This is a genomic window from Acinetobacter sp. 40AMC3-4, from assembly GCF_049898185.1.
GTDB lineage: Bacteria > Pseudomonadota > Gammaproteobacteria > Pseudomonadales > Moraxellaceae > Acinetobacter.
Window position 1 is genome coordinate 62,245 of record NZ_JAFCXG010000007.1, and the last position, 23,540, is coordinate 85,784.

Consider the following 23,540-nt stretch of genomic DNA (forward strand, 5'->3'; position numbering starts at 1 on the left):
TATGCTATAAATCAAAATAATTAGAACAGTTATAGTTCAAGAAAGTGTATGTATAAGTCTGAAAAACTGGCACAGAATATCCGTCAGATGATTGAAAATGGCGTATGGAAGGCACATGAAAAATTGCCTTCACTTCGCGAACAGACCCAATTATCTGGTTATAGCCTGATGACGGTACTCAATGCTTATCAGGAACTTGAAGCACAAGGTCTAGTCTATGCCAAAGACAAATCGGGCTATTACGTTGCAGAACACACTCAAGCACTGCTCAATAGCAAACAGTTCGTACAGATTGGTTTAAATCCTAAAATTCAAATCAACTCGGTGGTATTTAATTATTTAAAATCGACTCAGTCAGCCGAAATTGTGCCTTTTGGTTCTGCCTTTCCCAATGCAGAGCTGTTATATAACGCCAAATTTATGCAGATTCTGGCGCAGCAGGCCAAAAGAAAAAGCAGTTATAACAACCAGAATCATATGCCGCCCGGCAATCAGAACTTGCGGCAACTGATTGCTAACCGTTATCAATTACAAGGAGTTACCTGCAATCAAGATGACATTGTCATTACATCTGGTGCACTAGAAGCACTGAATCTGTCTTTACAGGCCTTAACTCAACCCGGTGATTTTATTCTGTTGCAGAAAACCATATTTTATGGCGCTTGGCAGGCAGCCGAGCGTTTGGGATTACAGGTGATTACGATTCCGGAACATCCACAGTTTGGCTTCGATCTCGAATCATTTGAACAGGCTTTAAAACAGTATCCGATCAAGGTGTGCTGGCTGATGCTGAATGTCCATAATCCGATTGGTTTTACCGTCAGTTCTGAAATCAAACAGAGAATTGCGGAACTCTTGTATGAATATCAGGTGTATTTAATCGAAGATGATGTTTATCAGGAATTAAATTATGGTTCATCCAAACCGCTACCCGTTAAATATTTTGATCAGCATCAGATGGTGCTGCACTGTTCTTCTTTTTCCAAAACTCTGGGGATGGGTGCACGCGTCGGCTGGGTGTATGCCGGCCCATTTTCCGATGCCATTCAGCACTTACAGCTCATGAGTACTTTAACGGTCAGTCCCTTACTTCAAAATGCGCTGGTCGAATTTATTTCACATCATTATTATGAAAAACATTTGCGGCATTTAAGGCAGCATCTGGGAAAATATAAAAAGAAATTTTATCAGGAACTTAAAGCACGTTTAGGCACCCTCTGTGAAATTTACTATTATTCCAGTGGTTATTTTCTCTGGATTGAGTTGCCTAAAGAAGTCGATGCCCAACAGCTCTATGAACAATTACTTCAACAGCATATTTCAATTGCCCCTGCACTGCTGTTTAAGCCTGAGCCTGCCAGCCAACATTATATTCGCCTGAATTGTTCGTTTGAATGGACAGCCAAGGTTGAAGATGCAGTCAATCTGCTGACAGAAACCATTCTTCAAAAGAGCAAAAGCGCGGATTAATTCATCCACGCTTCTGTTACAGCTCAGACTCTCTCTCATTGAAAGAAGTCTTAGAAGTTGTAAATAGCAACCGCATTAATACGGTTGTCTTCACCCTTAGTGCTGCCATTCGTGGCTGCACCTAATGCCTCACGTTCACCATAAACATATTCCAGACCGAAACTTAAAGGCTTGGTTGGGCTATAGAACACGTTGGCCCACGCTTGCCATAAGTCTTTATTGGCTTTGGTCTTGTCAGTGACTGCATTGATATAAGCTTGATCTTCATCAAAATTCATATAGCCATAACCCAATGTGCCGCGCAATTTATCATTAAACTGCTGAGTTAAGCCGACTGAAATTGAATCAAATTCACTTTGTAATAAATCGCCATTTGCAGCGGTAATCACACCCGTATTTGCATAAGATACAAAGCTGCTATCGCCTTTGACATGGTAATAGTCAGCTTTGAGCGTTGTACCCGGCACAACATCATACTTGGCACCAAGCCCTACACCCCATGCGGTTTTTTCATCTTCATTGACACGCTTTTCATTCCCCATCGCACGGGCACTGACTGTAAGATTATCAGCAAATTTATGATTTAAACGTGCCGTTAAAGCAGGTAGACGTTGTTTAATACCAGTAATGGTTGCATCTTTAGGATCTTCTACTGCAAATACCAGATTGGTTTCAGGACTGATGGTGCTGGTATAACGAACTTGTGGCGTCCGTTTAATTGAACCGCCAGCATAAACCAATGCATCTACAGTTTCCGGAATATAATCTGGCACTGCAAAGTTCGACCAGGTTTGACCGATCAACCAGTTGGCATAGCTGATATAAGCATGACGGATACGCAAGTTATCAAAGCTTGCGCCGCCCAGAAAATCCACTTCAACTTTACCGCTTAAAGCTTTATCTCCAGCACCGACTGGTGCTTTAAAATCCATGCCTAAACGGGTTGCAGCCAGAGTAGATTTAAATTCATCACTACGCTCACCGACACCTTCTAAAGGTACAGCATTAATCTGGTTATACATACGTGCTGCTGAACCACCTTCAGCCTGATAAGAGGCATCGGCACGAATATTTCCATAAAGATTAAATTCGGCACCACTGGCAATTTTCATGACAGGTTTGCTTGCTGGAGCAGGTGTTGCTGCAACATGTGCAGTGACCACAGCCGTTTGTCTTTGCTGTTGCTCAACCAGTGCGCGTAGAGCCTGAACTTCTTGGCGCAGTTGTTCAATTTCCTGCTGATTCGACTGAGCTGAGGTTTGTGCTTGAGTCGATAAGCTGATGCCCCCTAAACTCATTGCCATCATGCTCATCAGAACTGTGCGCTTGAATGTGATTGTTGTTTGATTAAATAATTGTGTCGTGTTCATCCTAAACTCGCTTTTTATTATGCGTTTTGATTCTAGCAACAGATCACCACCCGTTACGATGGCGATCTATATCATTGGGAATATTATCTTTATTGATTGAAATCTAACTTAATGTGTCGCTTCTTTTGCCACTGGATTCGGCTTCACATCAGGTATTGCAAGGGCTTGGCCATCTACGGAAGTTTTTAAGTTCACCAGGAAAATTGCCAGCGCAGCGATTACGCCAGGAATCGCAATTGCAAAGAAGTTCATTTGATGCGGTAAATTCATGGTTAATAAAGCACCAGTGAGTACCGGCCCAACAATTGCACCAATACGTCCAATACCTGATGCCCAGCCCATACCGGTAGAACGTACTGTCGATGGATAATACTGCGCCACGAAGGTATAGAGCAGAATTTGTGAGCCAATCGTTGCAGCGCCTGCTACAGCAATCAAGGTATACAGAACGAATTGTGGACTGTTAAAACCAAGCAGAATCAACGCAATGGCACCACATAAGAACATGATAGTCAGCACTTTTTTGATATGGAATTTATCTGCGAGATATCCACCACCAATGGCACCCACCATTCCACCAATATTCAGGGCGAACAGGAAGATCATACTTGCACCCAGCGAGTAACCTGCCTGAATCATCAGTTTTGGCAACCAGCTACCCAAGGCGTAGACCATCAACAGGCACATAAAGAATGCCAGCCAGAACATAAAGGTACTGAAGCTACGGCCTTGTTGAAAGAGTGCTTTTAATGGTGCCTCATCCCCTTTTTGTATTTCATTCAGTACAAACTGGGTGTCACTGGTGATGACCTGTGTCGGAGAGATTTTTTGAATAATATCGTGTGCTTTGGCCGTCTGTTGTTTGTTGGTCAGGTACATCAGGGATTCTGGCAGATATTTCCATAGAATCGGCAAGATGAGCAATGGAACGCCTGCAAGCAGGAACATGATTTTCCAACCAAATTGTGGCACCAACCATGCACCGAGTAGCGCAGAAGTCATCCCGCCAATGGCATAACCACTAAACATCAGGGCAACCAGCGTACTGCGGATACGTTTAGGCGCATATTCGGTCATCAATGCCACGACGTTAGGCATGACACCGCCAATTCCAAGGCCAGCCAGGAAACGTAAAATTCCGAATTCGACTGGTGATGTGGCAAAGGCACCGATAAAGGTAAACCCACTAAAAATAGCCACACAGATCATGATGGTTTTTTTACGGCCGAGTTTATCGGATAAAGTACCGAAACTCATGGCACCAAACATCATTCCGAATAAGGCAGTACTGGCCAGCATGCCCGCTTGTACCGCACTTAGCGACCATTCCTGCATCAGTAACGGCAACGCCACCCCATAGATGACCAGGTCATAACCGTCAAAGATAATGATCAGCAAACACCAGATCAAAACACCCCAATGAAAGGGTGTGAATTTCGCTTCATCAATCAGCGTATTTATATTCACTTTATTTGTAGACATCTCCACCTCCTAATTGTGAAGTTCAACTTATGCTGCTCACAATGCAGAAAATAGGAAAAAATGTCTAAAACTGAATAGGCATGGCTTTATACCTATAAGGTCTGGGTCAAATTAAACTATTCAATTAATTAATAAATATATTATTCAATCATGATGTTTTTAAAAACAGCTTGTTTTTATCGCGTCCTCATCGATTTTTGGTGCTATATCATTCACACGATTTTTAGCGATTAAAATACCGATCGATCGTATTTTAGCGCTTCAAGATCATAAACTTGATACACAGCATCAAACAGGTAACGAATGTATTCGCTTTCATCCATATTGCGCATCGCCATAAACACAGGACTCACTGCAAAAGCATCTGCTAGAGGTACAAAGTTGAGATGGGCTAATTTAATGTTTTGTGCGCTTTCCGGTACGATGCAGACGCCTTCTCCGGCAGCGACAAAGCCCAGTGCCAGCTGTAACTCACGGACAATCCGGATATTTTTCGGTTCAAGACCATACTCAGAAAATATGCCACGAACCTGGGTAGAGAAATTTGCCTTTCCAGTATTCGGATATAAGAACAGATGCTGATCGACCAGTTCAGATAAATGTATATTTTCACGATGAGCCAGTACATGACTTGAATGAGCTGCCACCACTAGGCGTTCTTCACGCAATAACACCCGTTTTATCGCAGGATCCGAGATTCTTAAACGGCCGAAACCGACATCAATTCTTCCCTCTTTCAGCGCCTGAATCTGCTCATAGGTATTCATTTCAACCATCTCAATTTTGAGCTGGGGATGTTGCTGCTTAAATAGAAACACAATACGCGACAGCAAGCCGAACAATAAAGAGCCGACAAAACCAATGCTAATGGTGCGATCCGCGATACCAATCCGCTTGGTCATCGATTTGATTTCTTCCGCATTAGACAAAAGTTTAACCGCATGCTGATAGAAGAATTGACCTGCTTCTGTGGTCTTAAGCGGTCTACTCCCTCTTTCAAAGAGCTGAATATCCAGTTCCTGTTCCAGATTTTGTATCTGTCTGCTTAAAGGTGGCTGAGCAATAAACAGTTTTTCTGCCGCTTTGGTAAAACTTTGTTCTTCGACGACGGCAACGAAGTAACGCAAATGTCTGAGTTCCATGGCTCTAAATACCTTTAAAGTATAAAAAGATGCTAAATCGATCTTAGACCAATCAACATTATTCTTTTAAGGTATATCAAGTCAAAGCATTAAAGCAAGAATGTGAACCCGTATTATGTATAAGTCAGTTGAAACCTTGCTGGTAGAAATTCCAACCATTCGCCCTCACAAGATGGCAGTGGCGACGATGCAAACCCAGACCCTGGTATTGGTCAAAATCACCACTGAAGATGGTTACATCGGTTGGGGTGAAGCAACAACTATCGGTGGCTTAGGTTATGGTGATGAAAGCCCGGAAAGCGTAAAAGTAAATATTGAAACTTATTTTGCGCCTCTTTTAAAAACATTATCCGGTTTAAATGTTGCACAGACATTACAAGCAATTAAAAAGAATATTAATGGTAACCGTTTTGCCAAATGTGCGATTCAGACTGCACTTTTAGACATTCAGGCACAACGTTTAGGTTTGCCATTAAGTGAAGTCCTCGGTGGCCGCTTACGTGACAGTATTCCAGTTCTTTGGGTATTGGCTTCTGGCAATACCGAAAAAGATATTGCTGAAGCAGAGAAAATGGTTGCGGCAAAACGCCACAACATTTTCAAACTGAAAATCGGTTCTCGTCCGGTAGAAGAAGATGTTGAACATGTGCTGGCAATTAAGAAAGCCTTAGGCAAAGACGTTTCGATCCGTGTCGATGTGAACCGTGCCTGGTCAGAACTGGAAGCGATTAAAGGCATCCAGTTATTGCAAGATGGCGGTGTTGATCTGATCGAACAGCCATGTGCAATTGATAACCTGGACGCTATGCGCCGTCTGACCCGACGTTTTGATGTTGCCATCATGGCAGACGAATCGTTAATGGGCCCGCACTCAGCGTATGAGATTGCCAAACAAAACGGTTCTTCTGTATTTGCAGTCAAAGTTGCCCAGTCGGGTGGCCTGATTGAAGGTTGCGAAGTAGGCAAGATTGCCAAACTTGCAGGTATTGACCTGTATGGCGGCACCATGCTTGAAGGCCCAGTGGGCACGATTGCTTCGGCACATGTGTTCTCTACTTTTGAAAGTCTGGCATTTGGTACCGAGCTGTTTGGTCCTCTACTGCTGACTGAAGATATTTTGAAAACCCCACTCAACTATCAAAACTTTGAACTTGAGATTCCGAAAGGACCAGGTCTGGGGATTGAGTTGGATGAAAACAAGATTGACAACTTGCGTCGTCAGTAATTAGGAGAAACCCATGCTTTTCCACGTACGTATGGATGTAAACATTCCACGTGATCTGCCAGTTGAACAGGCAAACGAAATTAAGGCTGTTGAAAAGGCTTATTCACAGGAATTGCAGCGTCAAGGCAAATGGCGTCATATCTGGCGCATCACGGGCCAGTACTCAAACATCAGTATTTTTGATGTTGAAAGCAATGAAGAGTTGCACAACCTGTTACAAGGCTTGCCTCTCTATCCTTATATGAACATTGAAGTAATGGCATTAAACCGTCACCCATCTTCAGTTCGAGATGACGACAGTTGATTAAATGAGCGGATTGGGAGTCACCGGATTCCCCTTCCAAATCGAAAACAGAGGGTACCTCAACAAGGATTGTGGCCAGCCAGATTTAGCCAGCCAATGAAAGCTAAAAAAGTGCGCCACTAAAAGATGAAAGACATACTTTAGGAGCAATAGTATGAATCGCCAAGAAATTGATGCATTAGTTAAGCAAATGAACGTTGATACAGCGACAGGTCCTGTAGATGAACGTGTACAACAAGTTGTTGTGCGTTTATTGGGTGACCTTTTCCAGGCTATCGAAGATCTTGATATTTCTCAGTCAGAACTGTGGAAAGGTCTGGAATACTTTACTGATGCCGGTCAAGCGAACGAATTAGGTTTATTGGCTGCAGGTTTGGGTCTGGAACACTACCTAGACTTACGTGCTGATGAAGCGGATGCTAAAGCAGGTATTACTGGCGGTACGCCACGTACGATTGAAGGCCCACTTTATGTCGCTGGTGCACCTGAAACAGTAAGCTTTGCACGTATGGATGATGGTTCTGAAGAAGGCAAAATCCCGACTTTAATCATTGAAGGTACAGTGACGGATACTGACGGCAACCGTGTTGAAGGTGCTAAAGTTGAAATCTGGCATGCAAACAGCCTGGGCAACTACTCATTCTTTGACAAGTCACAGTCTGACTTTAACTTGCGTCGCAGCATCATTACCGCTGCAGATGGTCAATATACTGCATTGACTACAATGCCAGTAGGTTATGGCTGCCCTCCAGAAGGTACAACTCAGTTTGTACTGGACAAATTAGGCCGTCACGGTAACCGTCCATCGCACGTACATTACTTCGTATCTGCACCGGGTTACCGCAAGCTGACTACTCAATTCAATATTGAAGGCGACCAATACCTGTGGGATGACTTTGCATTCGCGACTCGTGAAGGCTTGGTGGCAACTGCGGTTGACGTGACTGATGAAGCTGAAATTGCAAAACGTGGTCTGAAAGGTCCTTTCAAACACATTCAATTTGATATTGAACTTGTGAAAGAGAAACAAGACGCACCTTCTACTGAAGTTGATCGTCGCCGCGCTAGCGCTTAATACATTAAGAAGCGGGATATGCCGTGAGATATATCCCGCTGACTTCCCCCTTGGAAAGTCGGAGAAAGGACATGCCTCGTATTCCCGTAATTAACACCAGCCATTTAGACCGCATTGACGAATTACTGGTTGATGATTATGAATCTGGTGAATTTAAACTACACCGTTCAGTATTTACAGACCAGGCCCTGTTTGACCTTGAGATGAAATACATCTTTGAAGGCAATTGGGTTTATCTGGCACATGAAAGCCAGATTCCAAACAATAACGACTTCTATACTACCTATATGGGTCGTCAGCCGATCATCATTGCACGTAACCGTCAAGGTGAACTGAATGCCATGATCAATGCCTGTTCGCATCGCGGTGCTCAATTGTGTCGTAACAAGAAAGGCAATAAAGCAACTTATACTTGCCCATTCCATGGCTGGACGTTCAATAACTCCGGCAAGTTATTAAAAGTTAAAGATCCGGCTGAAGCGGGTTATTCAGACTGCTTTAACAAAGACGGTTCACATGACCTGAAAAAGGTTGCGCGTTTTGAAAGCTATAAAGGTTTCCTGTTCGGCAGCTTGAATCCGGATGTCCCTGCTCTGGAAGAATACCTGGGTGAAGCGACCAAAATCATTGACATGATCGTGGATCAGTCTGAACAAGGTCTGGAAGTTTTACGTGGTTCTTCGACTTATACCTATGAAGGTAACTGGAAGTTGACTGCTGAAAACGGTGCTGATGGTTATCACGTGTCTGCTGTACATTGGAACTATGCTGCAACCACTCAGCAACGTAAAGAAAAACAGGCGGGTGACAACATCCGTGCCATGAGCGCAGGCGCATGGGGCAAACAAGGCGGTGGTTCTTACGGCTTTGAACACGGTCATATGCTGCTTTGGACGCAATGGGCTAACCCGGAAGACCGTCCTAACTTTGCCAAGAAAGATGAATACACTGCGCAATATGGCGAAGCCATGGCGAAGTGGATGATCGAACGTTCACGTAACCTGTGTATCTATCCAAACGTTTACTTCATGGATCAGTTCGGTTCACAAATCCGTGTCCTGCGCCCGATTTCTGTCGATAAAACTGAAGTGACGATCTACTGTATCGCACCTATAGGTGAAGAGCCGGAAGCACGTACACGTCGTATCCGTCAGTATGAAGACTTCTTTAACGCATCAGGTATGGCAACCCCAGACGATCTTGAAGAATTCCGTGCATGTCAGGCAGGTTATGCCGGTATCGCGCTGGAATGGAACGACATGTGCCGTGGTTCTAAACACTGGATCCAAGGCCCGGACGATGCTGCCAATGAAATCGGTTTAAAACCAAAACTGTCTGGTATTAAAACTGAAGATGCAGGTCTATACCTGGCTCAGCACCAGTACTGGTTAGAATTGATCAAAAAAGGCATTGCGACTGAAAAAGAAATTGCAGCATCTACTGAAGGAGAAAACGCATGAGCGACATCACTTTAGAAAATATTGCGCAGTTCCTGTATCAAGAAGCCCGCTTTTTAGATGATGAACAATGGGATGATTGGTTAACTTGTTATGCCCCTACTGCGTCTTTCTGGATGCCAGCCTGGGATGATGATGACAAGCTGACCACAGATCCGCAGTCTGAAATCTCCCTGATTTACTATCCAGACCGTCAAGGTTTAGAAGACCGCGTGTTCCGGATCAAGACTGAACGTTCATCTGCAACCATGCCGGATACACGTACCTGCCATAACATCAGCAATATTGAAATTGTTGAACGTGATGGCGACAAAGTGACTGTACGTTTTAACTGGAATACTTTGAGCTTCCGTTACAAAACAAGTTACAGCTATTTCGGTATGTCTCGTTATGAAATCGATTTCTCAGGCGATAAACCGCAAATTTTAAGCAAATACGTGGTACTGAAAAACGATTACATCAACCAGGTTATCGACATTTATCACCTCTAAGACTGTTTATACAGCTAGGTTATGCCTTTCGGTCAGATGGAAAATTGGCTGAAAGGCTCAGTTACAAAGATTTATATAGGATATTCAGCCATGTCAAACCACAATGTTGCACTTCAATTTGAAGATGGCGTTACACGTTTTATTTCTGTTTCAGATGGCGAAACACTGTCGGATGCAGCCTACCGTCAAAAGATCAATATTCCTTTGGACTGCCGTGATGGTGCTTGTGGAACGTGTCGTGCGTTTTGTGAATCAGGTTCTTATGACATGCCTGAAGAAACTTATATTGAAGATGCTTTAACGCCTGAAGAAGCCGCTGAAGGCTTTATTCTGGCTTGTCAGTGTAAACCGACTTCAGATGCGGTGTTCCAGATTCAGGCTTCCTCAGAAGTGTGTAAAACCGAAATTCATGCATTCCAGGGTACTTTGGCGCGTGTCGAAAACCTGTCTGACTCGACCATTACTTTTGATATCCAGTTAGACGAAGGTCAACCGGACATTCACTTCCTTGCTGGTCAATATGTGAATGTAGGAATTCCGGGCACGACTGAAACCCGTTCTTATTCATTTAGCTCAAAACCGAGTGACCGTTTAACTGGTTTCGTAGTACGTAATGTACCGAACGGCAAAATGAGTGAATTCTTAAGTAAAAATGCCCAAGCTGGTGACAAAATGACTTTCACCGGTCCATTTGGTAGCTTCTACCTGCGCCCTGTGACCCGTCCTGTCTTGATGCTGGCGGGTGGTACAGGTATTGCACCATTCATGTCAATGCTGCAAGTGCTGGAAGAAAAAGGTTCAGAACATCCAGTGCGTTTAGTATTTGGTGTGACTAATGATTTCGACTTGGTAGCGATTGAAAAACTGAACGAACTGCAAGACAAATTCCCGTGGTTCGAATACCGTACAGTAGTTGCTAACCCAGAATCTGCCCATGAGCGTAAAGGCTATGTGACCGGTCATATTGAGAACGAATGGCTAAATGGCGGTGATGTAGATGTTTACCTGTGTGGCCCTGTACCAATGGTTGAAGCAGTTCGCGGCTGGCTGGATGCTGAAGGCGTAAAACCTGCAAGCTTCCTGTTTGAAAAATTCTCTGCCAATTAATAGAGGGAATTTGTTCAATGTCTAATCGTCAAAGATTTGAAAATAAAGTTGTAATTGTGACTGGTGCCGCTCAAGGCATCGGTCGCGGTGTCGCGCTGCAAGTGGCGAGCGAAGGTGCTCAAGTCGTTATGGCTGACCTTTCCCCTTATGTGGAAGAAGTTCTGGCTGAAATTGAAGCGACTGGCGGTGATGCGATTACGGTCAAAGCCAATCTGGAAACGTTTGCTGGTGCTCAATCAGTCGTTGAAAAAGCGCTAGAAACCTATGGCCGTGTCGATGCGTTAATCAATAACGTCGGTGGTGCGATCTGGATGAAACCTTTCGAGGAATTTTCTGAAGAGGAAATTATCAAGGAAGTGAACCGTTCATTGTTCCCGACCTTGTGGTGCTGCCGTGCAGTACTTCCGGAAATGATTAAAAATCAGAAAGGTACCATTGTAAACGTATCTTCTATTGCGACACGCGGGATTAACCGTGTGCCATATTCAGCATCTAAAGGTGGTGTGAACGGCCTGACCGCTTCCCTTGCCTTTGAACATGCCAAAGACGGAATCCGTGTCAATGCAATCGCGACAGGTGGTACTGAAGCACCACCACGTAAAGTACCGCGCAATGCCAATCCACTGACTGAATCTGAAAAAGAATGGATGCAGCAAGTGGTTGATCAGACCATTGACCGTACTTTCATGGGACGCTACGGTACGATTCAGGAGCAAGTGAATGCAATTGTATTCTTGGCTTCGGATGAATCATCTTATATGACAGGTACAGTGGTACCGGTCGGTGGTGGTGATCAGGGCTAGTCCTGATCATCACGATTTTTAACAGGCTCATGGTTCGACGCAAGGAGGCACATCACCAATGAATACCCTGTTTCAGACATTAAAAAATGATTGGTCAATTTCAGCAACTGTTGCAGGATTCTTAGCAGTGCTGATTTCCTATTCAGGGCCACTGATCATTTTTTTCCAGGCGGCACAGCAAGCCCAGGTTTCCCCGGACATGATGATTTCATGGATTTGGGGAATTTCTATTGGTGCCGCACTCGCAGGTATCTTTTTATCAATTAAATACAAAATACCTGTCGTCACCGCCTGGTCTGCACCCGGAACGGCTTTATTAGTTACGCTGTTTCCCGATATTTCACTCAATGAAGCGGTTGCTGCCTATATCACCTCTGCTGTGGTGATTTTTTTCATTGGGATCACCGGTTATTTCGACAAGTTACTGTCCTGGATTCCTCAGGAAGTGGCTGCCGGGATGATGGCAGGGATTTTACTGCAGTTTGGTTTAGGGCTGTTCACCGCGACCGATACCATGCCCTATATCGTCTTTGGCATGCTGGCGGTATTTTTGCTGGCCAAGCGTTTTAGTCCACGCTATGCCATGGTCTGGGTGCTGATTGCCGGTGTGGTTTTAAGCATGCTGCTGGGCAAGATTAACCCGGTCACGGCAGATTTCAGTCTGGCGATTCCGCAATTTATTGCACCGGAATGGACCTGGAGTTCAACCCTGAATCTGGCCCTCCCGCTCATTCTGGTCAGCCTATCGGGCCAGTTTTTACCGGGAATGGCGATTATCAAACTCAGTGGTTATGACATGCCAGCCAAGCCGATTATCAGTGCAACCAGTATTGCCTCGCTTGCAGTGGCCTGTGTGGGGGGTATCACGATTGTCTTGGCCTCAATCACAGCTGCTTTGTGTTTAGGCAAAGACGCGCACGAGCTGAAAGAAAAGCGTTATATCGCCGGCGTGGCGAATGGGCTTTTTTATATTTTAGGCGGCTTATTTGCCGGCAGCATTGTCATGCTGTTTAGCCTAATGCCCAAAGAATTAATTGCGGCTTTGGCAGGACTGGCATTGCTCGGTGCGATTGCCACCAACATTTCCGTGGCCATGGGCAAAGAGTCACAACGTGATGCAGCGCTTATCACCTTTTTAGCGACTGCTTCCGGCATGCATTTCTTGGGACTGAGTTCAGTCTTTTGGGGAATTTGCATTGGCCTGGTAGCACATTTTCTGCTGTCACAGAAAAACCGTAACGCAGTTCCGGTTACAGCATCAGATTCAAAACGAGTTTAAAGACATCCATCAGTTTAGGATATGTAAGGACCAGATTATGATAGATAAAAGTTCATTATCATTGAAAGAAGCACTCTCCCAGATCAAGGACGGTTCTACCATCATGATCGGTGGTTTCGGTACAGCGGGTCAGCCTGCTGAACTGATTGATGGTCTGATCGAATTGGGTATTAAAGACCTGATTATTGTCAACAACAATGCCGGTAATGGCGATTATGGTCTGGCGAAACTGCTTAAAGCTGGTGCTGTTCGCAAGATTATTTGTTCTTTCCCACGTCAGTCAGATTCCTGGGTATTTGACGAGCTTTACCGTGCTGGAAAAATTGAACTGGAACTGGTGCCGCAAGGTAATCTGGCTTGCCGTATTCAGGCAGCAGGTATGGGCTTAGGTCCAATCTATACCCCAACCGGTTTTGGTACCTTACTGGCTGAAGGCAAACCAACCTTGAACTATGAAGGCAAAGATTTTGTCCTGGAAAATCCGATTAAAGCTGACTTTGCTTTAATTAAAGCTTCTAAAGGCGATCGTTGGGGCAATCTGGTCTACCGTAAATCTGCGCGTAACTTTGGCCCGATCATGGCGATGGCGGCTGATGTGACGATTGCTCAAGTTTCTGAAGTGGTTGAACTGGGTGCACTGGATCCGGAACACATCATCACCCCGGGAATTTTTGTTCAACACGTTGTTCAAGTTAAACCTGCACAATAATTGGCATCGGAGATAAATAATGAGCTATAGCAAACTGACCCGTGACCAGATCGCTGAACGTGTGGCACAAGACATTCCTGATGGTGCCTATGTAAACCTCGGTATTGGTTTACCGACCAAGATTTCAAGCTACCTGCCAAGCGATAAAGACGTATTCCTGCATTCTGAAAATGGCCTGTTGGCTTTCGGTCCTCCTCCTGCTGAAGAAGACCGCGATCCTGAGCTGATCAATGCCGGTAAAGAATTCGTCACCCTACTTGAAGGCGGTTCATTCTTCCATCATGGTGATTCATTTGCCATGATGCGTGGCGGTCACTTAGATATCGCAGTATTGGGTGCTTTCCAGGTTGCTGAAAATGGCGATCTGGCCAACTGGCATACTGGCGCACCAGATGCAATTCCAGCGGTGGGCGGTGCCATGGATCTGGCTGTTGGCGCGAAGAAAGTCTTTATTACGACCGATCACGTGACCAAAAAAGGCGAGCCAAAAATTGTGGCTGAACTGTCTTATCCTGCGACTGGCCTGAAATGTGTGGATCGTATTTACACCGACCTGTGTGTGATTGATGTGACACCTGAAGGTATGAAAGTGATTGAGAAAGTTGAAGGTCTGTCATTTGAAGAATTGCAGTCAATGACCGGTGCCAAACTGATTGATGCGACTCAATCAAATTAAGGGGAAGTCCCTCCTTGATTAAAGGAGGGATTTAGGGAGGATTTGAGGAATAAAACTACTTCATTAAATCCCTCCCAACCTCCCTTTAAAAAGGGAGGAGTTTTCTTCTTTTAAATATGTGAGCAAATACACAATGAAAAACGCATATATTATCGATGCCATCCGTACCCCATTCGGTCGTTATGCCGGTGGCCTCGCGCCTGTCCGTGCTGATGACTTAGGTGCGCTGCCAATTAAAGCGTTGATGGAACGCAATCCAAGTGTGAACTGGGAACAGGTCGATGACGTGATCTATGGCTGTGCCAATCAGGCCGGTGAAGACAACCGTAACGTCGGTCGTATGTCTTCTCTGCTTGCAGGTTTGCCTTATCAGGTACCAGCGACGACCGTAAATCGCCTATGTGGTTCATCAATGGATGCCGTGGCGATGGCAGCACGTGCGATTAAAGCCGGTGAAGCTCATCTGATTATTGCCGGTGGTGTAGAAAGCATGTCGCGCGCGCCATTTGTCATGGGCAAGTCAGAAACGGCGTATGGCCGTAGCCAGAAGATTGAAGACACCACCATGGGCTGGCGTTTTATCAATCCGAAACTAAAAGAAATGTACGGCGTAGAAACCATGCCGCAAACGGCAGAAAATGTCGCTGAACAGTTCGGGATCAACCGTGCCGATCAGGACAAATTTGCCTTGACCAGCCAACAACGTACAGCTGCAGCGCAAGCCAAAGGTTTCTTTGATAAAGAAATCATTCCGGTGGTGATTCCACAACGTAAAGGCAATCCGGTGGTCGTGGATAAAGATGAACATCCACGTGCGTCTACCACTGCAGAAGCGTTGGCAAAACTGAAACCTGTGGTAAAAGCAGACGGTACGGTAACGGCGGGTAATGCATCTGGTATTAACGATGGTGCGGCTGCTCTACTGATTGCTTCTGATGAAGCGGTTGCTCAACACGGCTTGAAACCACGTGCCAAAATTATTGGTTCAACCGTCGTTGGTGTTGAACCACGTATCATGGGCTTTGGTCCAGCACCTGCCATTAAGAAACTGTTGGAACAAACAGGTTTGACTATTGAACAGATGGACGTGATCGAGTTGAATGAAGCCTTTGCAGCACAAGCTTTGGCTTGTACACGTGACTTAGGTATTGAAGACGGTTCAGAGAAAGTCAATCCAAATGGCGGTGCAATTGCTTTAGGTCATCCACTGGGTGCATCTGGCGCACGCTTAGTGACCACTGCACTCAACCAGCTTGAACAAACCGGTGGTAAATACGGTCTTTGTTCAATGTGTATTGGTGTCGGTCAAGGCATCGCTTTGATTATTGAACGCGTCTAACAACCTATTAAAAAGATAAACCTCCTCCCTTTTTTAAAGGGAGGTCGGGAGGGATTTCAATGCCAACATTTACATCCAACGATGCCCAGATCAATTACCAGACCTTTGGTGATGCCAGTAAACCTGCCCTGGTTTTTTCTAACTCACTAGGCACCAAATTCAGCATGTGGCAACCACAAATTAAATTTTTCCAGCAAGATTATTTTGTTGTGTGTTATGACACTCGTGGTCATGGGGCTTCATCTGCACCGCAAGGTCCGTATAGCTTGGAACAGTTAGGTCAGGATGTTGTAAACTTACTTGATCATTTAAAAATTGAAAAAGCTGCATTCTGTGGTATTTCAATGGGTGGTTTAACCGGTCAATGGTTAGCAATCAACAAGCCCGAACGTTTTAGCCACGTGATTATCTGCAATACTGCTGCCAAGATCGGTCAGGAACAGGCCTGGCTGGAACGTGCCGCACTGGTACGTGAACAAGGTCTGGCGCCGATTGCATCGACAGCAGCAGCACGTTGGTTTACCGATCCCTTTATCCAGAGCAACGCAGCGATAGTTGCAGAACTTTCAAACGACCTTGGAGCTGGCAGCCCGGAAGGTTATGCAAGTTGTTGCGAAGCTTTGGCTAAGGCGGATTTACGTGAACAGATCAAAACGATTTCAGTGCCGGTACTGATTGTGGCCGGTCAGCAAGACCCGGTGACGACAGTTGCAGATGGTCAAGCCATGCAAGCTGAAATTTCACAAAGCCAGCTGTTTGAAATCAATGCCTCGCACATTTCCAATGTGGAGCAACCAGAAGCCTTTAATCAGGCAGTTCAGAAATTTATTGCAGCTTAAATACTAGAGGCAAAGAAAAAGCCACTGTTGATCAGTGGCTTTTTTATGCTTAGATTTAAAAAACTGGTTCTACATCAGGCCCAGATCACTAAAATCGCTGCAATCACTACTAAGCCCAGACCCCAATGCTCGGTACGTGCCAGTTTTTCTTTAAAGAAATATGCCGAAATCAGCATACTAAACAGAATCTCAATTTGTCCTAAGGTTTTCACGACCGGCACACTCATCATGCTCATGGCAGTAAACCAGCCTAGTGATGCCATAAAACTGCACACACTCACTTTAAAAGTTAAGCCCAGACGCTGCCACATGGCCACTAAAGTCTGGCGGCTGAATAGGCTTAGATAAAGCAGCATACTCAGGCACTGAAAACTGATCACCATTAACAACACCCAGGCCGCACGATGCAAGGTTGGTAAAGTGGTTAATTCTAAACTGGCTTCGCGTACCAGTAGTGAGGTAATGGCAAAACTTAAACCGCTTCCGATGCCAATAGCCAGTGTTCTGGCTGAAAACCCACTGACCTGTTGGTCTTTACTCAATAAAAATACCGCATATCCGCCTAGTGCCACACCAATCCACGCCAGGAATGACAAATGATCCGCTAAAAAGGTCACGCCGATAATGGCGGCTAAAATGGCTTCGCTTTTCGCCAACCCCACTCCAACGGCATAATTTTTTTGCTTGAACAGTTGCACCATCAGTGCCGTAGCTAAAATCTGACTGCAACCCGCAATTACTACATAGATCCAAAACTTTGGGGTGAAGTGAGCCACACTTTCAACCGGCTTGAAATAATACAGGCTGCTCAGGTACAGCACAGCAAATGGCAAGCCAAAAATAAAGCGTGCCAGGGTGACTCCCCACACATCCACCGTGGTACTAAGCTGTTTTTGAAAGGCGTTACGCCAAGCCTGCATAAATGCAGCCATTAAAGTGAAGAAAATCCAGCTGAATGCCATCTACTGATCGCTATTACCTCAAAAGTAAATTAATTCTATGCCTTAGTAAAAGCGCTGACTAATTAAAAATAGGATACTCGCCGATAGCGGAAAGTTTGGATTACTTTCTAAATTCACTCACTAATTTGGCAAGTTGCTCCATTCCATCAAAGGTGGTTGGAATCTTGTCATCAGATGAAACTAGCGGTGAAAAGATAATATTTTCAAATTTCTCAAAGCCTGCTGCATTTTTCTTATGCAGTTTTTCTGAATCTTCAGCATAGTTATGGATGAACTGACACAGTGCCATGCGAAGTTCTAGCTGCATCATTTGAGATTGGACTGCTCTTTTGTCTTGTAAAGAAATTTTTAAAAGATATAACGTAATTAAAATTAAAGTAATGAAGGGAATAGAAATAAACCACATACCAGTAGGTAGCTTTCCATCAAAATAGAAAAATGCTCCAATTAATGCACCTAATTCCACAAAAGGTATAGAAAACATTGTTGCTGCAACAAAGCTATAAGTACCTTTTGCATTATCTAACTCTATTTTTTTCTGATCATAAAGCTCTTTAAAACCTTTATTGAGCAAAACGAAATCATAAGTTTGTTTATTTTTTTCAAGACGCTTTTCTAATTCTGATACTTTACTTTTTTTAGATTCAAATGTACTAGTCCAAGCATCAATTTTTTCTATATTTCTGTGATTAGACTCTAAATATTCAATATATTTTGAAAAATGATCAGGTGTTAAAGTTTCAATTATTTTTTGAAAATTTGGATTAGAATAAACTTTACTTAACAGTTTAAATGGCAATTTATCTATAAAAGAAAAAATATAATTTACTTCAGGACTGAATTTATTTGCATTATTTTCAATAAAATCAAAAAAGGATTTTTGAAAAGAGTATCTATAATCTTTCCTAAACATTACTTCTTTATAATATGCATAGATTAATAAATTTATATACTCTAGCTTTATTCGATCCGAATATTCAAAATGATGCCCTAATTCCCCATACTCATTATCAAATACCAACTTTAAACTTAAATCATTTCTTTTTTTGATCTCTATACAGTGTTCTTCAAACTCATTTAGCCTTTCATTATCATAAAGATCTATAGGATCTAAATTTTTTAGTAACTCCTTTTCCCACTCATCAATATCTGTCCTTTCTTTAATTTCAGAAATATATTTTTTTAATTGAATGATAACATTGCTAAATGAATTACTAAGAAATGAAAAAGCCATACTAAACCAATTTTTATAATTAAATAATGGTAATTTTCTTATAAATCAAAAACTAAAGCAATATCAATAATCATTAAACTATCTTTGATGGGATATTCATTCACACCTTTTTTACAATTCATCCATATAGAATTTTCAATGAAATTTTTATGATGTTTCTTTATCAGGAAGAAATTTAGGTAGGCATTCTGAACCTTTTTTCGTGTTCATCATCGATAAACATTTTAGGTCGTTCGCTTCCCTACAGGGAGTTTAATGAAACATTTTGAATGTGCCGTCTGCAAGCAACAGCTGTTTTTTTACAAATCAGTTTGTGATCACTGTCTGTCACCGATCGGTTATATCGCTTCGGAAAAAGAGCTATGCGCATTCGAAAAACAGAGTGCTGAGCGATGGGTTCCAATCGCCAAAAACTACCAGCATGCCAGTTATAAACCCTGTCACAATTATGTAAATTATCAGGTATGCAACTGGATGATTCCCAGCGATGAAGATGAGGAATTTTGTGAATCCTGTCAGTTGACCCATGTCATTCCTGATTTGGAAAATTCCGAAAACCTGATTTACTGGTTTCGACTGGAAGAAGCCAAACGTCGATTCCTGTATTTGGCCCAGCGCATGAACATGATGCCACGCCCTAAAAAGTCTGAAGATGATCCATTTGGTCTGCGTTTTGATTTTCTCCTGCCCCAAGAAGATAAGCCTGTTTTAATTGGTCATGCCAATGGGGTCATTACCCTAAATGCAATTGAAGCCGATGTAGTTTATCGGGAAACTACACGTGTAAATATGGGTGAAAACTACCGGACTTTATTAGGTCATTTTCGCCATGAAAGCGGCCATTATTATTTTGCGCTCATGCAACATATGCATCCGGAATTGCTAGATGAATTCCGTCAGTATTTTGGCGATGAGCGGCAAGACTACAGCAAGGCACTTGAACGCCATTATAACGAAGGCGCACCAATCAACTGGCAGGAAAAGTATATCAGTGCTTATGCCACCGCCCATCCCTGGGAAGACTGGGCAGAAACCTGGGCACATTATCTGCATATGATGGAAACACTGGAAACTGCCTACTATGGTGGTATGCGTGTCGAAGGAAATGGCAGCTATCTGGCCAGTATGGATTTTAAAGAATGCCCGATTGGTGGACAGGATTTTGAACACATTCTAGAAAATTGGGTCACCTTGACCTTTAATCTGAATGCCTTAAACCGTTGTATGGGCCTGGAAGATGCCTACCCGTTCAAGCTGAGCGAAGCAGTAAAAGACAAGTTACGATTTATTCACCGGCATGTGCTAGAAAAAGTTTTTAAATAATTTAAAAAGTAATTTTTATAGTAAAAATATAGATGGAATCGGATCAGCAAAGTCTGAAAATATTGATTTTATTGTGTATTTTAAAAATTAATATGATTTAAAGAATCCCTGCTCCTGGCGAACCAAGAGCAGCAACTTTTGAATGAATCAGTATTGAGTTTGCTACCTAAATATACGATTTAGGATGGGCTTAAACCAGTTCCACAGCAATCGCAGTCGCTTCCCCACCACCGATACATAAAGATGCAATGCCTTTCTTGCCGCCAGTACGTTTTAAAGCATGAATCAGGGTCACAATGATACGGGAACCAGAAGAACCCAGTGGATGACCAAGTGCACAAGCACCGCCATTAATGTTCACTTTCGCTGGATCAAGTTTAAAGCCATCAATGGCCAACATGGTCACCATGGCAAAAGCTTCATTGATTTCCCAAAGATCGACATCCTGAGCATCCCAACCCGTTTTTTTCAGGATTTTTTCAATCGCACCAACAGGTGCAATAGTAAATTCTGACGGATGCTGCGAATGGTTGGCATAGGCCACAATATTAGCTAACGGTTTTAAGTTGCGCTGTGCAGCAATTTCGCTCGAGGTGATCACCAGTGCTGAAGCACCATCTGAAATTGAACTGGCATTTGCCGCAGTAATGGTGCCGTCTTTTTTGAACGCTGGACGCAAAGTTGGAATTTTGTCAGCCTTGGCATTTAAAGGTTGCTCATCCTGCTCTACTACCACATCACCTTTACGGCTACTGACAGTGACCGGTACGATTTCATCTTTAAAGAAACCTTGCTGAACGGCAGTCACGGCTTTATTTAAGGAACCAATCGCATAGTCATCCTGCTGCTCACGGGTATAACCTTTTTTATCCGCCATTTCCTGAGCAAGAATTCCCATCGACAGGCCTGTTTCCGCATCTTCCAGACCTTCCTGGAACATATGATCAATGACCTTTCCATGCCCCATACGGAATCCGGCACGTGCCTTGTCCATCAAATATGGTGCGTTCGACATCGACTCCATACCGCCAGCCACCACAATCTCTGCTGAACCGGCTTTGATCGCATCTGCTGCCTGCATCACGGCTTTCATACCAGAACCACAAATTTTATTAATCGTGGTCGCCCCCGTGGAATCCGGTAGACCCGCCTGACGCATGGCCTGACGTGCCGGACCCTGTTTTAAACCAGCAGGAAGAACGCAGCCCATAATCACTTCATCAATATCATTGGCCGACAGACCTGCACGTGCCACTACTTCTTTAATTGCCACAGCACCCAAATCTGGCGCGGTACAGCTTGACAATGAACCTTGAAAACCGCCCATCGCGGTACGTACTGCATCTACAATTACGATCATTTTAGTTTCATCCTTTTTCATCATTGTTATCAACCCTACATAGCCAAAGTACTGTAGGGCTGGTCCTTCGCAATCATTGCGGGTTAAGCCTGTGCGGTAAAATATGCTTCAGGCAATTGCATGACCAGTTCCGCACCGGCCTGAATACGCTGGATTCGTGCACTCAAATCCGGAAGTACTTTGGCCACATAATAGTTGGCCAGTACCAGTTTGTTCTGGAAGTAACTATCGTCTTTGGCTGCGGCGGCTTTGCTAATCCGCGCATACATATAGACAAAGCTGAGCAGCCCAACCGCATGTAAATAATCGACAGCAATCGAATTAGCAAAATCAGGGTTCAGCTTAGACTGCTCGACGATGAATTTGGTGATATCTTCAAGTTGCTGACAGGTCTCTAATGTCGCCGTTTTAATCGTCAATGAATCATCTAGACTTTGTGCAAATTCACGGATTTCAGCAATATATTCCGCGATATAAGCACCATTACATTTGGTGGTTTTACGCCCAATCAGGTCAATCGCCTGCACGCCATTGGTGCCTTCATAAATCTGTGAAATACGCAGGTCACGGATACACTGTTCCATGCCCCATTCACGGATATAGCCATGACCACCGAAGCACATTTGCGCTTCCAGTGCAGAATCCAGTGCCTTGTCGGTCAAATAAGCTTTGGCGATTGGCGTTAACAGCGCCACACGGTCAGTCGCTTTACGCACGGCTTCAGGATCGGTTGAGTATTTGGTAATATCCAGTTGTTGACCTACATACACCGCAAACGCACGTGAAGCTTCATTGTTGGCACGCACATTGAGCAGCATACGACGTACATCGCCATGGACCAGAATTGAATCGGCTGGTTTTTCTGGAGATTTTGCACCAGTTGATGCACGGCCCTGTAAACGATCCGTCGCATATTGTGCCGCATTCTGGTAGGCAAATTCTGCTGCACCAATGCCCTGAATTCCCATAGATAAACGTTCGTAGTTCATCATTACGAACATGCCGGCCAGACCTTCATTTTCATTACCGACCATATAGCCTTTGGCGCCATCAAAGTTCATGACGCAGGTCGCCGAGCCTTTAATTCCCATTTTATGTTCGATCGAACCGGCAGCTACTGTATTACGCTCACCGAGTGATCCATCTGCATTGACCAGGAATTTCGGCACAATAAATAATGAAATACCACGGGAACCTGCTGGTGCATTCGGAGTTTTTGCCAGCACCAGATGAATGATATTTTCACTCAGATCATGCTCGCCGCTGGTAATGAAAATTTTGGTGCCAGTAATGTTGAAGGAACCATCCTCATTCGGTTCAGCTTTGGTCTTGATAATGCCAAGATCCGTGCCGGAATGTGGTTCAGTCAGACACATGGTGCCCGACCATTCACCCGTATAGAATTTTGGTAAATAGGTTTCTTTCTGTTCCTGTGAGGCGCGGTCATTGATCGCCATACCTGCACCCACAGTGAGTAGTGGATAAAGCATAAAAGATGGGTTGGTGCTCCAGATCATTTCATCCGCCAGAACCGTGAGCATTTTCGGCATGTTTTGCCCACCCCATTCTTCAGGAGCACCCAAGCCCACCCAGCCACCTTCGGCAAACTGTCTGAAAGCTTCTTTAAAACCTTTTGGTGTCGTCACTTCACCGTTTTTAAACTGAGCACCACCTTCTTCATCAGCAGGACGATTCAGGTCAAGAATAACATTCTTCGAAAATTTGGCCATCTCTTCCAGAATTGCATTTGCCGTCGCCATATCTAAATGTGCAAGATTTTCATTACCTTGCCAAAATTGTTCCGCTTGGAATACATCATTTAAAATAAATTCCATGTCTTTTAGAGGCGCATTATAAATCGGCATTTTTAAATTCCTTAAAGGGTGATACTCA

The 23,540-nt window shown here is 44.0% G+C and carries 21 protein-coding genes; 14 read left to right on the forward strand and 7 right to left on the reverse strand.

What is annotated here, in order from left to right; all coding sequences use genetic code 11:
* The first annotated feature begins 48 nt into the window (after positions 1-48).
* Entirely contained in the window at positions 49-1,470 is a 1,422-nt protein-coding gene (locus ACP7BU_RS09980) for a PLP-dependent aminotransferase family protein (RefSeq protein WP_425878491.1), read from the forward strand.
* Between the two features lie 50 nt (positions 1,471-1,520).
* On the opposite strand, the gene ACP7BU_RS09985 is transcribed toward ACP7BU_RS09980, so the two are convergent.
* The 3 genes from ACP7BU_RS09985 to ACP7BU_RS09995 form a co-directional block, all read right to left on the reverse strand.
* Positions 1,521-2,840 (reverse strand): DcaP family trimeric outer membrane transporter, encoded by a 1,320-nt coding sequence (locus tag ACP7BU_RS09985; protein WP_425878492.1) that lies wholly within the window; start codon positions 2,838-2,840, stop codon positions 1,521-1,523.
* A gap of 108 nt (positions 2,841-2,948) precedes the next feature.
* Positions 2,949-4,322 carry an MFS transporter gene (locus ACP7BU_RS09990; RefSeq protein ID WP_425878494.1) on the reverse strand — a complete coding sequence of 458 codons (1,374 nt, stop codon included), beginning with the start codon at positions 4,320-4,322 and terminating at the stop codon, positions 2,949-2,951.
* A 230-nt stretch (positions 4,323-4,552) separates the two neighbouring features.
* Positions 4,553-5,464 carry a LysR family transcriptional regulator gene (locus ACP7BU_RS09995; protein WP_005246251.1) on the reverse strand — a complete coding sequence of 304 codons (912 nt, stop codon included), beginning with the start codon at positions 5,462-5,464 and terminating at the stop codon, positions 4,553-4,555.
* A gap of 115 nt (positions 5,465-5,579) precedes the next feature.
* Between ACP7BU_RS09995 and ACP7BU_RS10000 the strand changes: the two genes are divergently transcribed.
* The 12 genes from ACP7BU_RS10000 to pcaD all read left to right on the forward strand — a co-directional run bounded on the left by ACP7BU_RS10000 (position 5,580) and on the right by pcaD (position 16,768).
* Positions 5,580-6,689, forward strand: coding sequence for a muconate/chloromuconate family cycloisomerase (locus ACP7BU_RS10000; protein WP_004647035.1), 1,110 nt, complete (start codon positions 5,580-5,582; stop codon positions 6,687-6,689).
* 13 nt (positions 6,690-6,702) lie between these two features.
* Positions 6,703-6,993 (forward strand): muconolactone Delta-isomerase, encoded by a 291-nt coding sequence (gene catC / locus ACP7BU_RS10005; protein ID WP_004647036.1) that lies wholly within the window; start codon positions 6,703-6,705, stop codon positions 6,991-6,993.
* 154 nt (positions 6,994-7,147) lie between these two features.
* The gene (catA, locus tag ACP7BU_RS10010; RefSeq protein WP_086044786.1) at positions 7,148-8,068 is read left to right on the forward strand and encodes a catechol 1,2-dioxygenase; all 921 of its coding nucleotides are present in this window, start codon (positions 7,148-7,150) and stop codon (positions 8,066-8,068) included.
* A 71-nt stretch (positions 8,069-8,139) separates the two neighbouring features.
* A complete protein-coding gene (gene benA / locus ACP7BU_RS10015; RefSeq protein WP_425878498.1) occupies positions 8,140-9,528 on the forward strand; it encodes a benzoate 1,2-dioxygenase large subunit in 1,389 nt (462 codons plus the stop codon).
* Entirely contained in the window at positions 9,525-10,016 is a 492-nt protein-coding gene (gene benB / locus ACP7BU_RS10020) for a benzoate 1,2-dioxygenase small subunit (protein ID WP_004647040.1), read from the forward strand. The genes benA and benB overlap by 4 nt, the downstream gene beginning before the upstream one ends.
* Positions 10,017-10,106: 90 nt before the next feature.
* Positions 10,107-11,123 carry a benzoate 1,2-dioxygenase electron transfer component BenC gene (benC, locus tag ACP7BU_RS10025; protein ID WP_425878500.1) on the forward strand — a complete coding sequence of 339 codons (1,017 nt, stop codon included), beginning with the start codon at positions 10,107-10,109 and terminating at the stop codon, positions 11,121-11,123.
* Positions 11,124-11,140: 17 nt separating this feature from the next.
* The gene (gene benD, locus ACP7BU_RS10030) at positions 11,141-11,926 is read left to right on the forward strand and encodes a benzoate diol dehydrogenase BenD (RefSeq protein WP_005106868.1); all 786 of its coding nucleotides are present in this window, start codon (positions 11,141-11,143) and stop codon (positions 11,924-11,926) included.
* A gap of 58 nt (positions 11,927-11,984) precedes the next feature.
* Positions 11,985-13,205 carry a benzoate/H(+) symporter BenE gene (benE, locus tag ACP7BU_RS10035; RefSeq protein ID WP_004731109.1) on the forward strand — a complete coding sequence of 407 codons (1,221 nt, stop codon included), beginning with the start codon at positions 11,985-11,987 and terminating at the stop codon, positions 13,203-13,205.
* Between the two features lie 37 nt (positions 13,206-13,242).
* The gene (locus ACP7BU_RS10040; protein WP_004647044.1) at positions 13,243-13,914 is read left to right on the forward strand and encodes a 3-oxoacid CoA-transferase subunit A; all 672 of its coding nucleotides are present in this window, start codon (positions 13,243-13,245) and stop codon (positions 13,912-13,914) included.
* Positions 13,915-13,933: 19 nt separating this feature from the next.
* Positions 13,934-14,590, forward strand: a complete 657-nt coding sequence (locus ACP7BU_RS10045; RefSeq protein WP_005246228.1) for a 3-oxoacid CoA-transferase subunit B — start codon at positions 13,934-13,936, stop codon at positions 14,588-14,590.
* Positions 14,591-14,723: 133 nt separating this feature from the next.
* Positions 14,724-15,929 (forward strand): 3-oxoadipyl-CoA thiolase, encoded by a 1,206-nt coding sequence (pcaF, locus tag ACP7BU_RS10050; RefSeq protein ID WP_425878503.1) that lies wholly within the window; start codon positions 14,724-14,726, stop codon positions 15,927-15,929.
* 59 nt (positions 15,930-15,988) lie between these two features.
* Entirely contained in the window at positions 15,989-16,768 is a 780-nt protein-coding gene (pcaD, locus tag ACP7BU_RS10055) for a 3-oxoadipate enol-lactonase (protein WP_278357015.1), read from the forward strand.
* A gap of 74 nt (positions 16,769-16,842) precedes the next feature.
* Here the strand turns inward: pcaD and ACP7BU_RS10060 are convergent, their stop codons facing one another.
* A complete protein-coding gene (locus ACP7BU_RS10060) occupies positions 16,843-17,730 on the reverse strand; it encodes an EamA family transporter (RefSeq protein WP_396470289.1) in 888 nt (295 codons plus the stop codon).
* Positions 17,731-17,830: 100 nt separating this feature from the next.
* Positions 17,831-18,964, reverse strand: coding sequence for a hypothetical protein (locus tag ACP7BU_RS10065; protein ID WP_425878506.1), 1,134 nt, complete (start codon positions 18,962-18,964; stop codon positions 17,831-17,833).
* A gap of 255 nt (positions 18,965-19,219) precedes the next feature.
* Between ACP7BU_RS10065 and ACP7BU_RS10070 the strand changes: the two genes are divergently transcribed.
* The gene (locus ACP7BU_RS10070) at positions 19,220-20,287 is read left to right on the forward strand and encodes a zinc-binding metallopeptidase family protein (RefSeq protein WP_004731123.1); all 1,068 of its coding nucleotides are present in this window, start codon (positions 19,220-19,222) and stop codon (positions 20,285-20,287) included.
* A 190-nt stretch (positions 20,288-20,477) separates the two neighbouring features.
* Here ACP7BU_RS10070 and ACP7BU_RS10075 read toward each other — a convergent pair whose 3' ends face one another.
* Positions 20,478-21,647, reverse strand: a complete 1,170-nt coding sequence (locus ACP7BU_RS10075; protein WP_425878508.1) for a thiolase family protein — start codon at positions 21,645-21,647, stop codon at positions 20,478-20,480.
* 83 nt (positions 21,648-21,730) lie between these two features.
* Complete coding sequence (locus tag ACP7BU_RS10080) at positions 21,731-23,512, reverse strand: acyl-CoA dehydrogenase C-terminal domain-containing protein (protein WP_425878510.1); 1,782 nt, start codon at positions 23,510-23,512, stop codon at positions 21,731-21,733.
* Positions 23,513-23,540: the final 28 nt, after the last annotated feature.

What these genes read in the sequence shown, in the direction of transcription:
- benC (WP_425878500.1), top strand. Translation starts at nt 10,107, where the DNA reads ATGTCAAACCACAATGTTGCACTTCAATTTGAAGATGGCGTTACACGT.
- ACP7BU_RS10065 (WP_425878506.1), bottom strand. Translation starts at nt 18,964, where the DNA reads ATGGCTTTTTCATTTCTTAGTAATTCATTTAGCAATGTTATCATTCAA.
- ACP7BU_RS10080 (WP_425878510.1), bottom strand. Translation starts at nt 23,512, where the DNA reads ATGCCGATTTATAATGCGCCTCTAAAAGACATGGAATTTATTTTAAAT.
- ACP7BU_RS10070 (WP_004731123.1), top strand. Translation starts at nt 19,220, where the DNA reads ATGAAACATTTTGAATGTGCCGTCTGCAAGCAACAGCTGTTTTTTTAC.
- ACP7BU_RS10075 (WP_425878508.1), bottom strand. Translation starts at nt 21,647, where the DNA reads ATGATCGTAATTGTAGATGCAGTACGTACCGCGATGGGCGGTTTTCAA.
- ACP7BU_RS09980 (WP_425878491.1), top strand. Translation starts at nt 49, where the DNA reads ATGTATAAGTCTGAAAAACTGGCACAGAATATCCGTCAGATGATTGAA.
- benA (WP_425878498.1), top strand. Translation starts at nt 8,140, where the DNA reads ATGCCTCGTATTCCCGTAATTAACACCAGCCATTTAGACCGCATTGAC.
- ACP7BU_RS10000 (WP_004647035.1), top strand. Translation starts at nt 5,580, where the DNA reads ATGTATAAGTCAGTTGAAACCTTGCTGGTAGAAATTCCAACCATTCGC.
- benE (WP_004731109.1), top strand. Translation starts at nt 11,985, where the DNA reads ATGAATACCCTGTTTCAGACATTAAAAAATGATTGGTCAATTTCAGCA.
- ACP7BU_RS09995 (WP_005246251.1), bottom strand. Translation starts at nt 5,464, where the DNA reads ATGGAACTCAGACATTTGCGTTACTTCGTTGCCGTCGTCGAAGAACAA.
- pcaD (WP_278357015.1), top strand. Translation starts at nt 15,989, where the DNA reads ATGCCAACATTTACATCCAACGATGCCCAGATCAATTACCAGACCTTT.
- ACP7BU_RS09985 (WP_425878492.1), bottom strand. Translation starts at nt 2,840, where the DNA reads ATGAACACGACACAATTATTTAATCAAACAACAATCACATTCAAGCGC.
- pcaF (WP_425878503.1), top strand. Translation starts at nt 14,724, where the DNA reads ATGAAAAACGCATATATTATCGATGCCATCCGTACCCCATTCGGTCGT.
- ACP7BU_RS10060 (WP_396470289.1), bottom strand. Translation starts at nt 17,730, where the DNA reads ATGGCATTCAGCTGGATTTTCTTCACTTTAATGGCTGCATTTATGCAG.
- ACP7BU_RS10045 (WP_005246228.1), top strand. Translation starts at nt 13,934, where the DNA reads ATGAGCTATAGCAAACTGACCCGTGACCAGATCGCTGAACGTGTGGCA.
- benB (WP_004647040.1), top strand. Translation starts at nt 9,525, where the DNA reads ATGAGCGACATCACTTTAGAAAATATTGCGCAGTTCCTGTATCAAGAA.
- benD (WP_005106868.1), top strand. Translation starts at nt 11,141, where the DNA reads ATGTCTAATCGTCAAAGATTTGAAAATAAAGTTGTAATTGTGACTGGT.
- catC (WP_004647036.1), top strand. Translation starts at nt 6,703, where the DNA reads ATGCTTTTCCACGTACGTATGGATGTAAACATTCCACGTGATCTGCCA.
- ACP7BU_RS09990 (WP_425878494.1), bottom strand. Translation starts at nt 4,322, where the DNA reads ATGTCTACAAATAAAGTGAATATAAATACGCTGATTGATGAAGCGAAA.
- catA (WP_086044786.1), top strand. Translation starts at nt 7,148, where the DNA reads ATGAATCGCCAAGAAATTGATGCATTAGTTAAGCAAATGAACGTTGAT.
- ACP7BU_RS10040 (WP_004647044.1), top strand. Translation starts at nt 13,243, where the DNA reads ATGATAGATAAAAGTTCATTATCATTGAAAGAAGCACTCTCCCAGATC.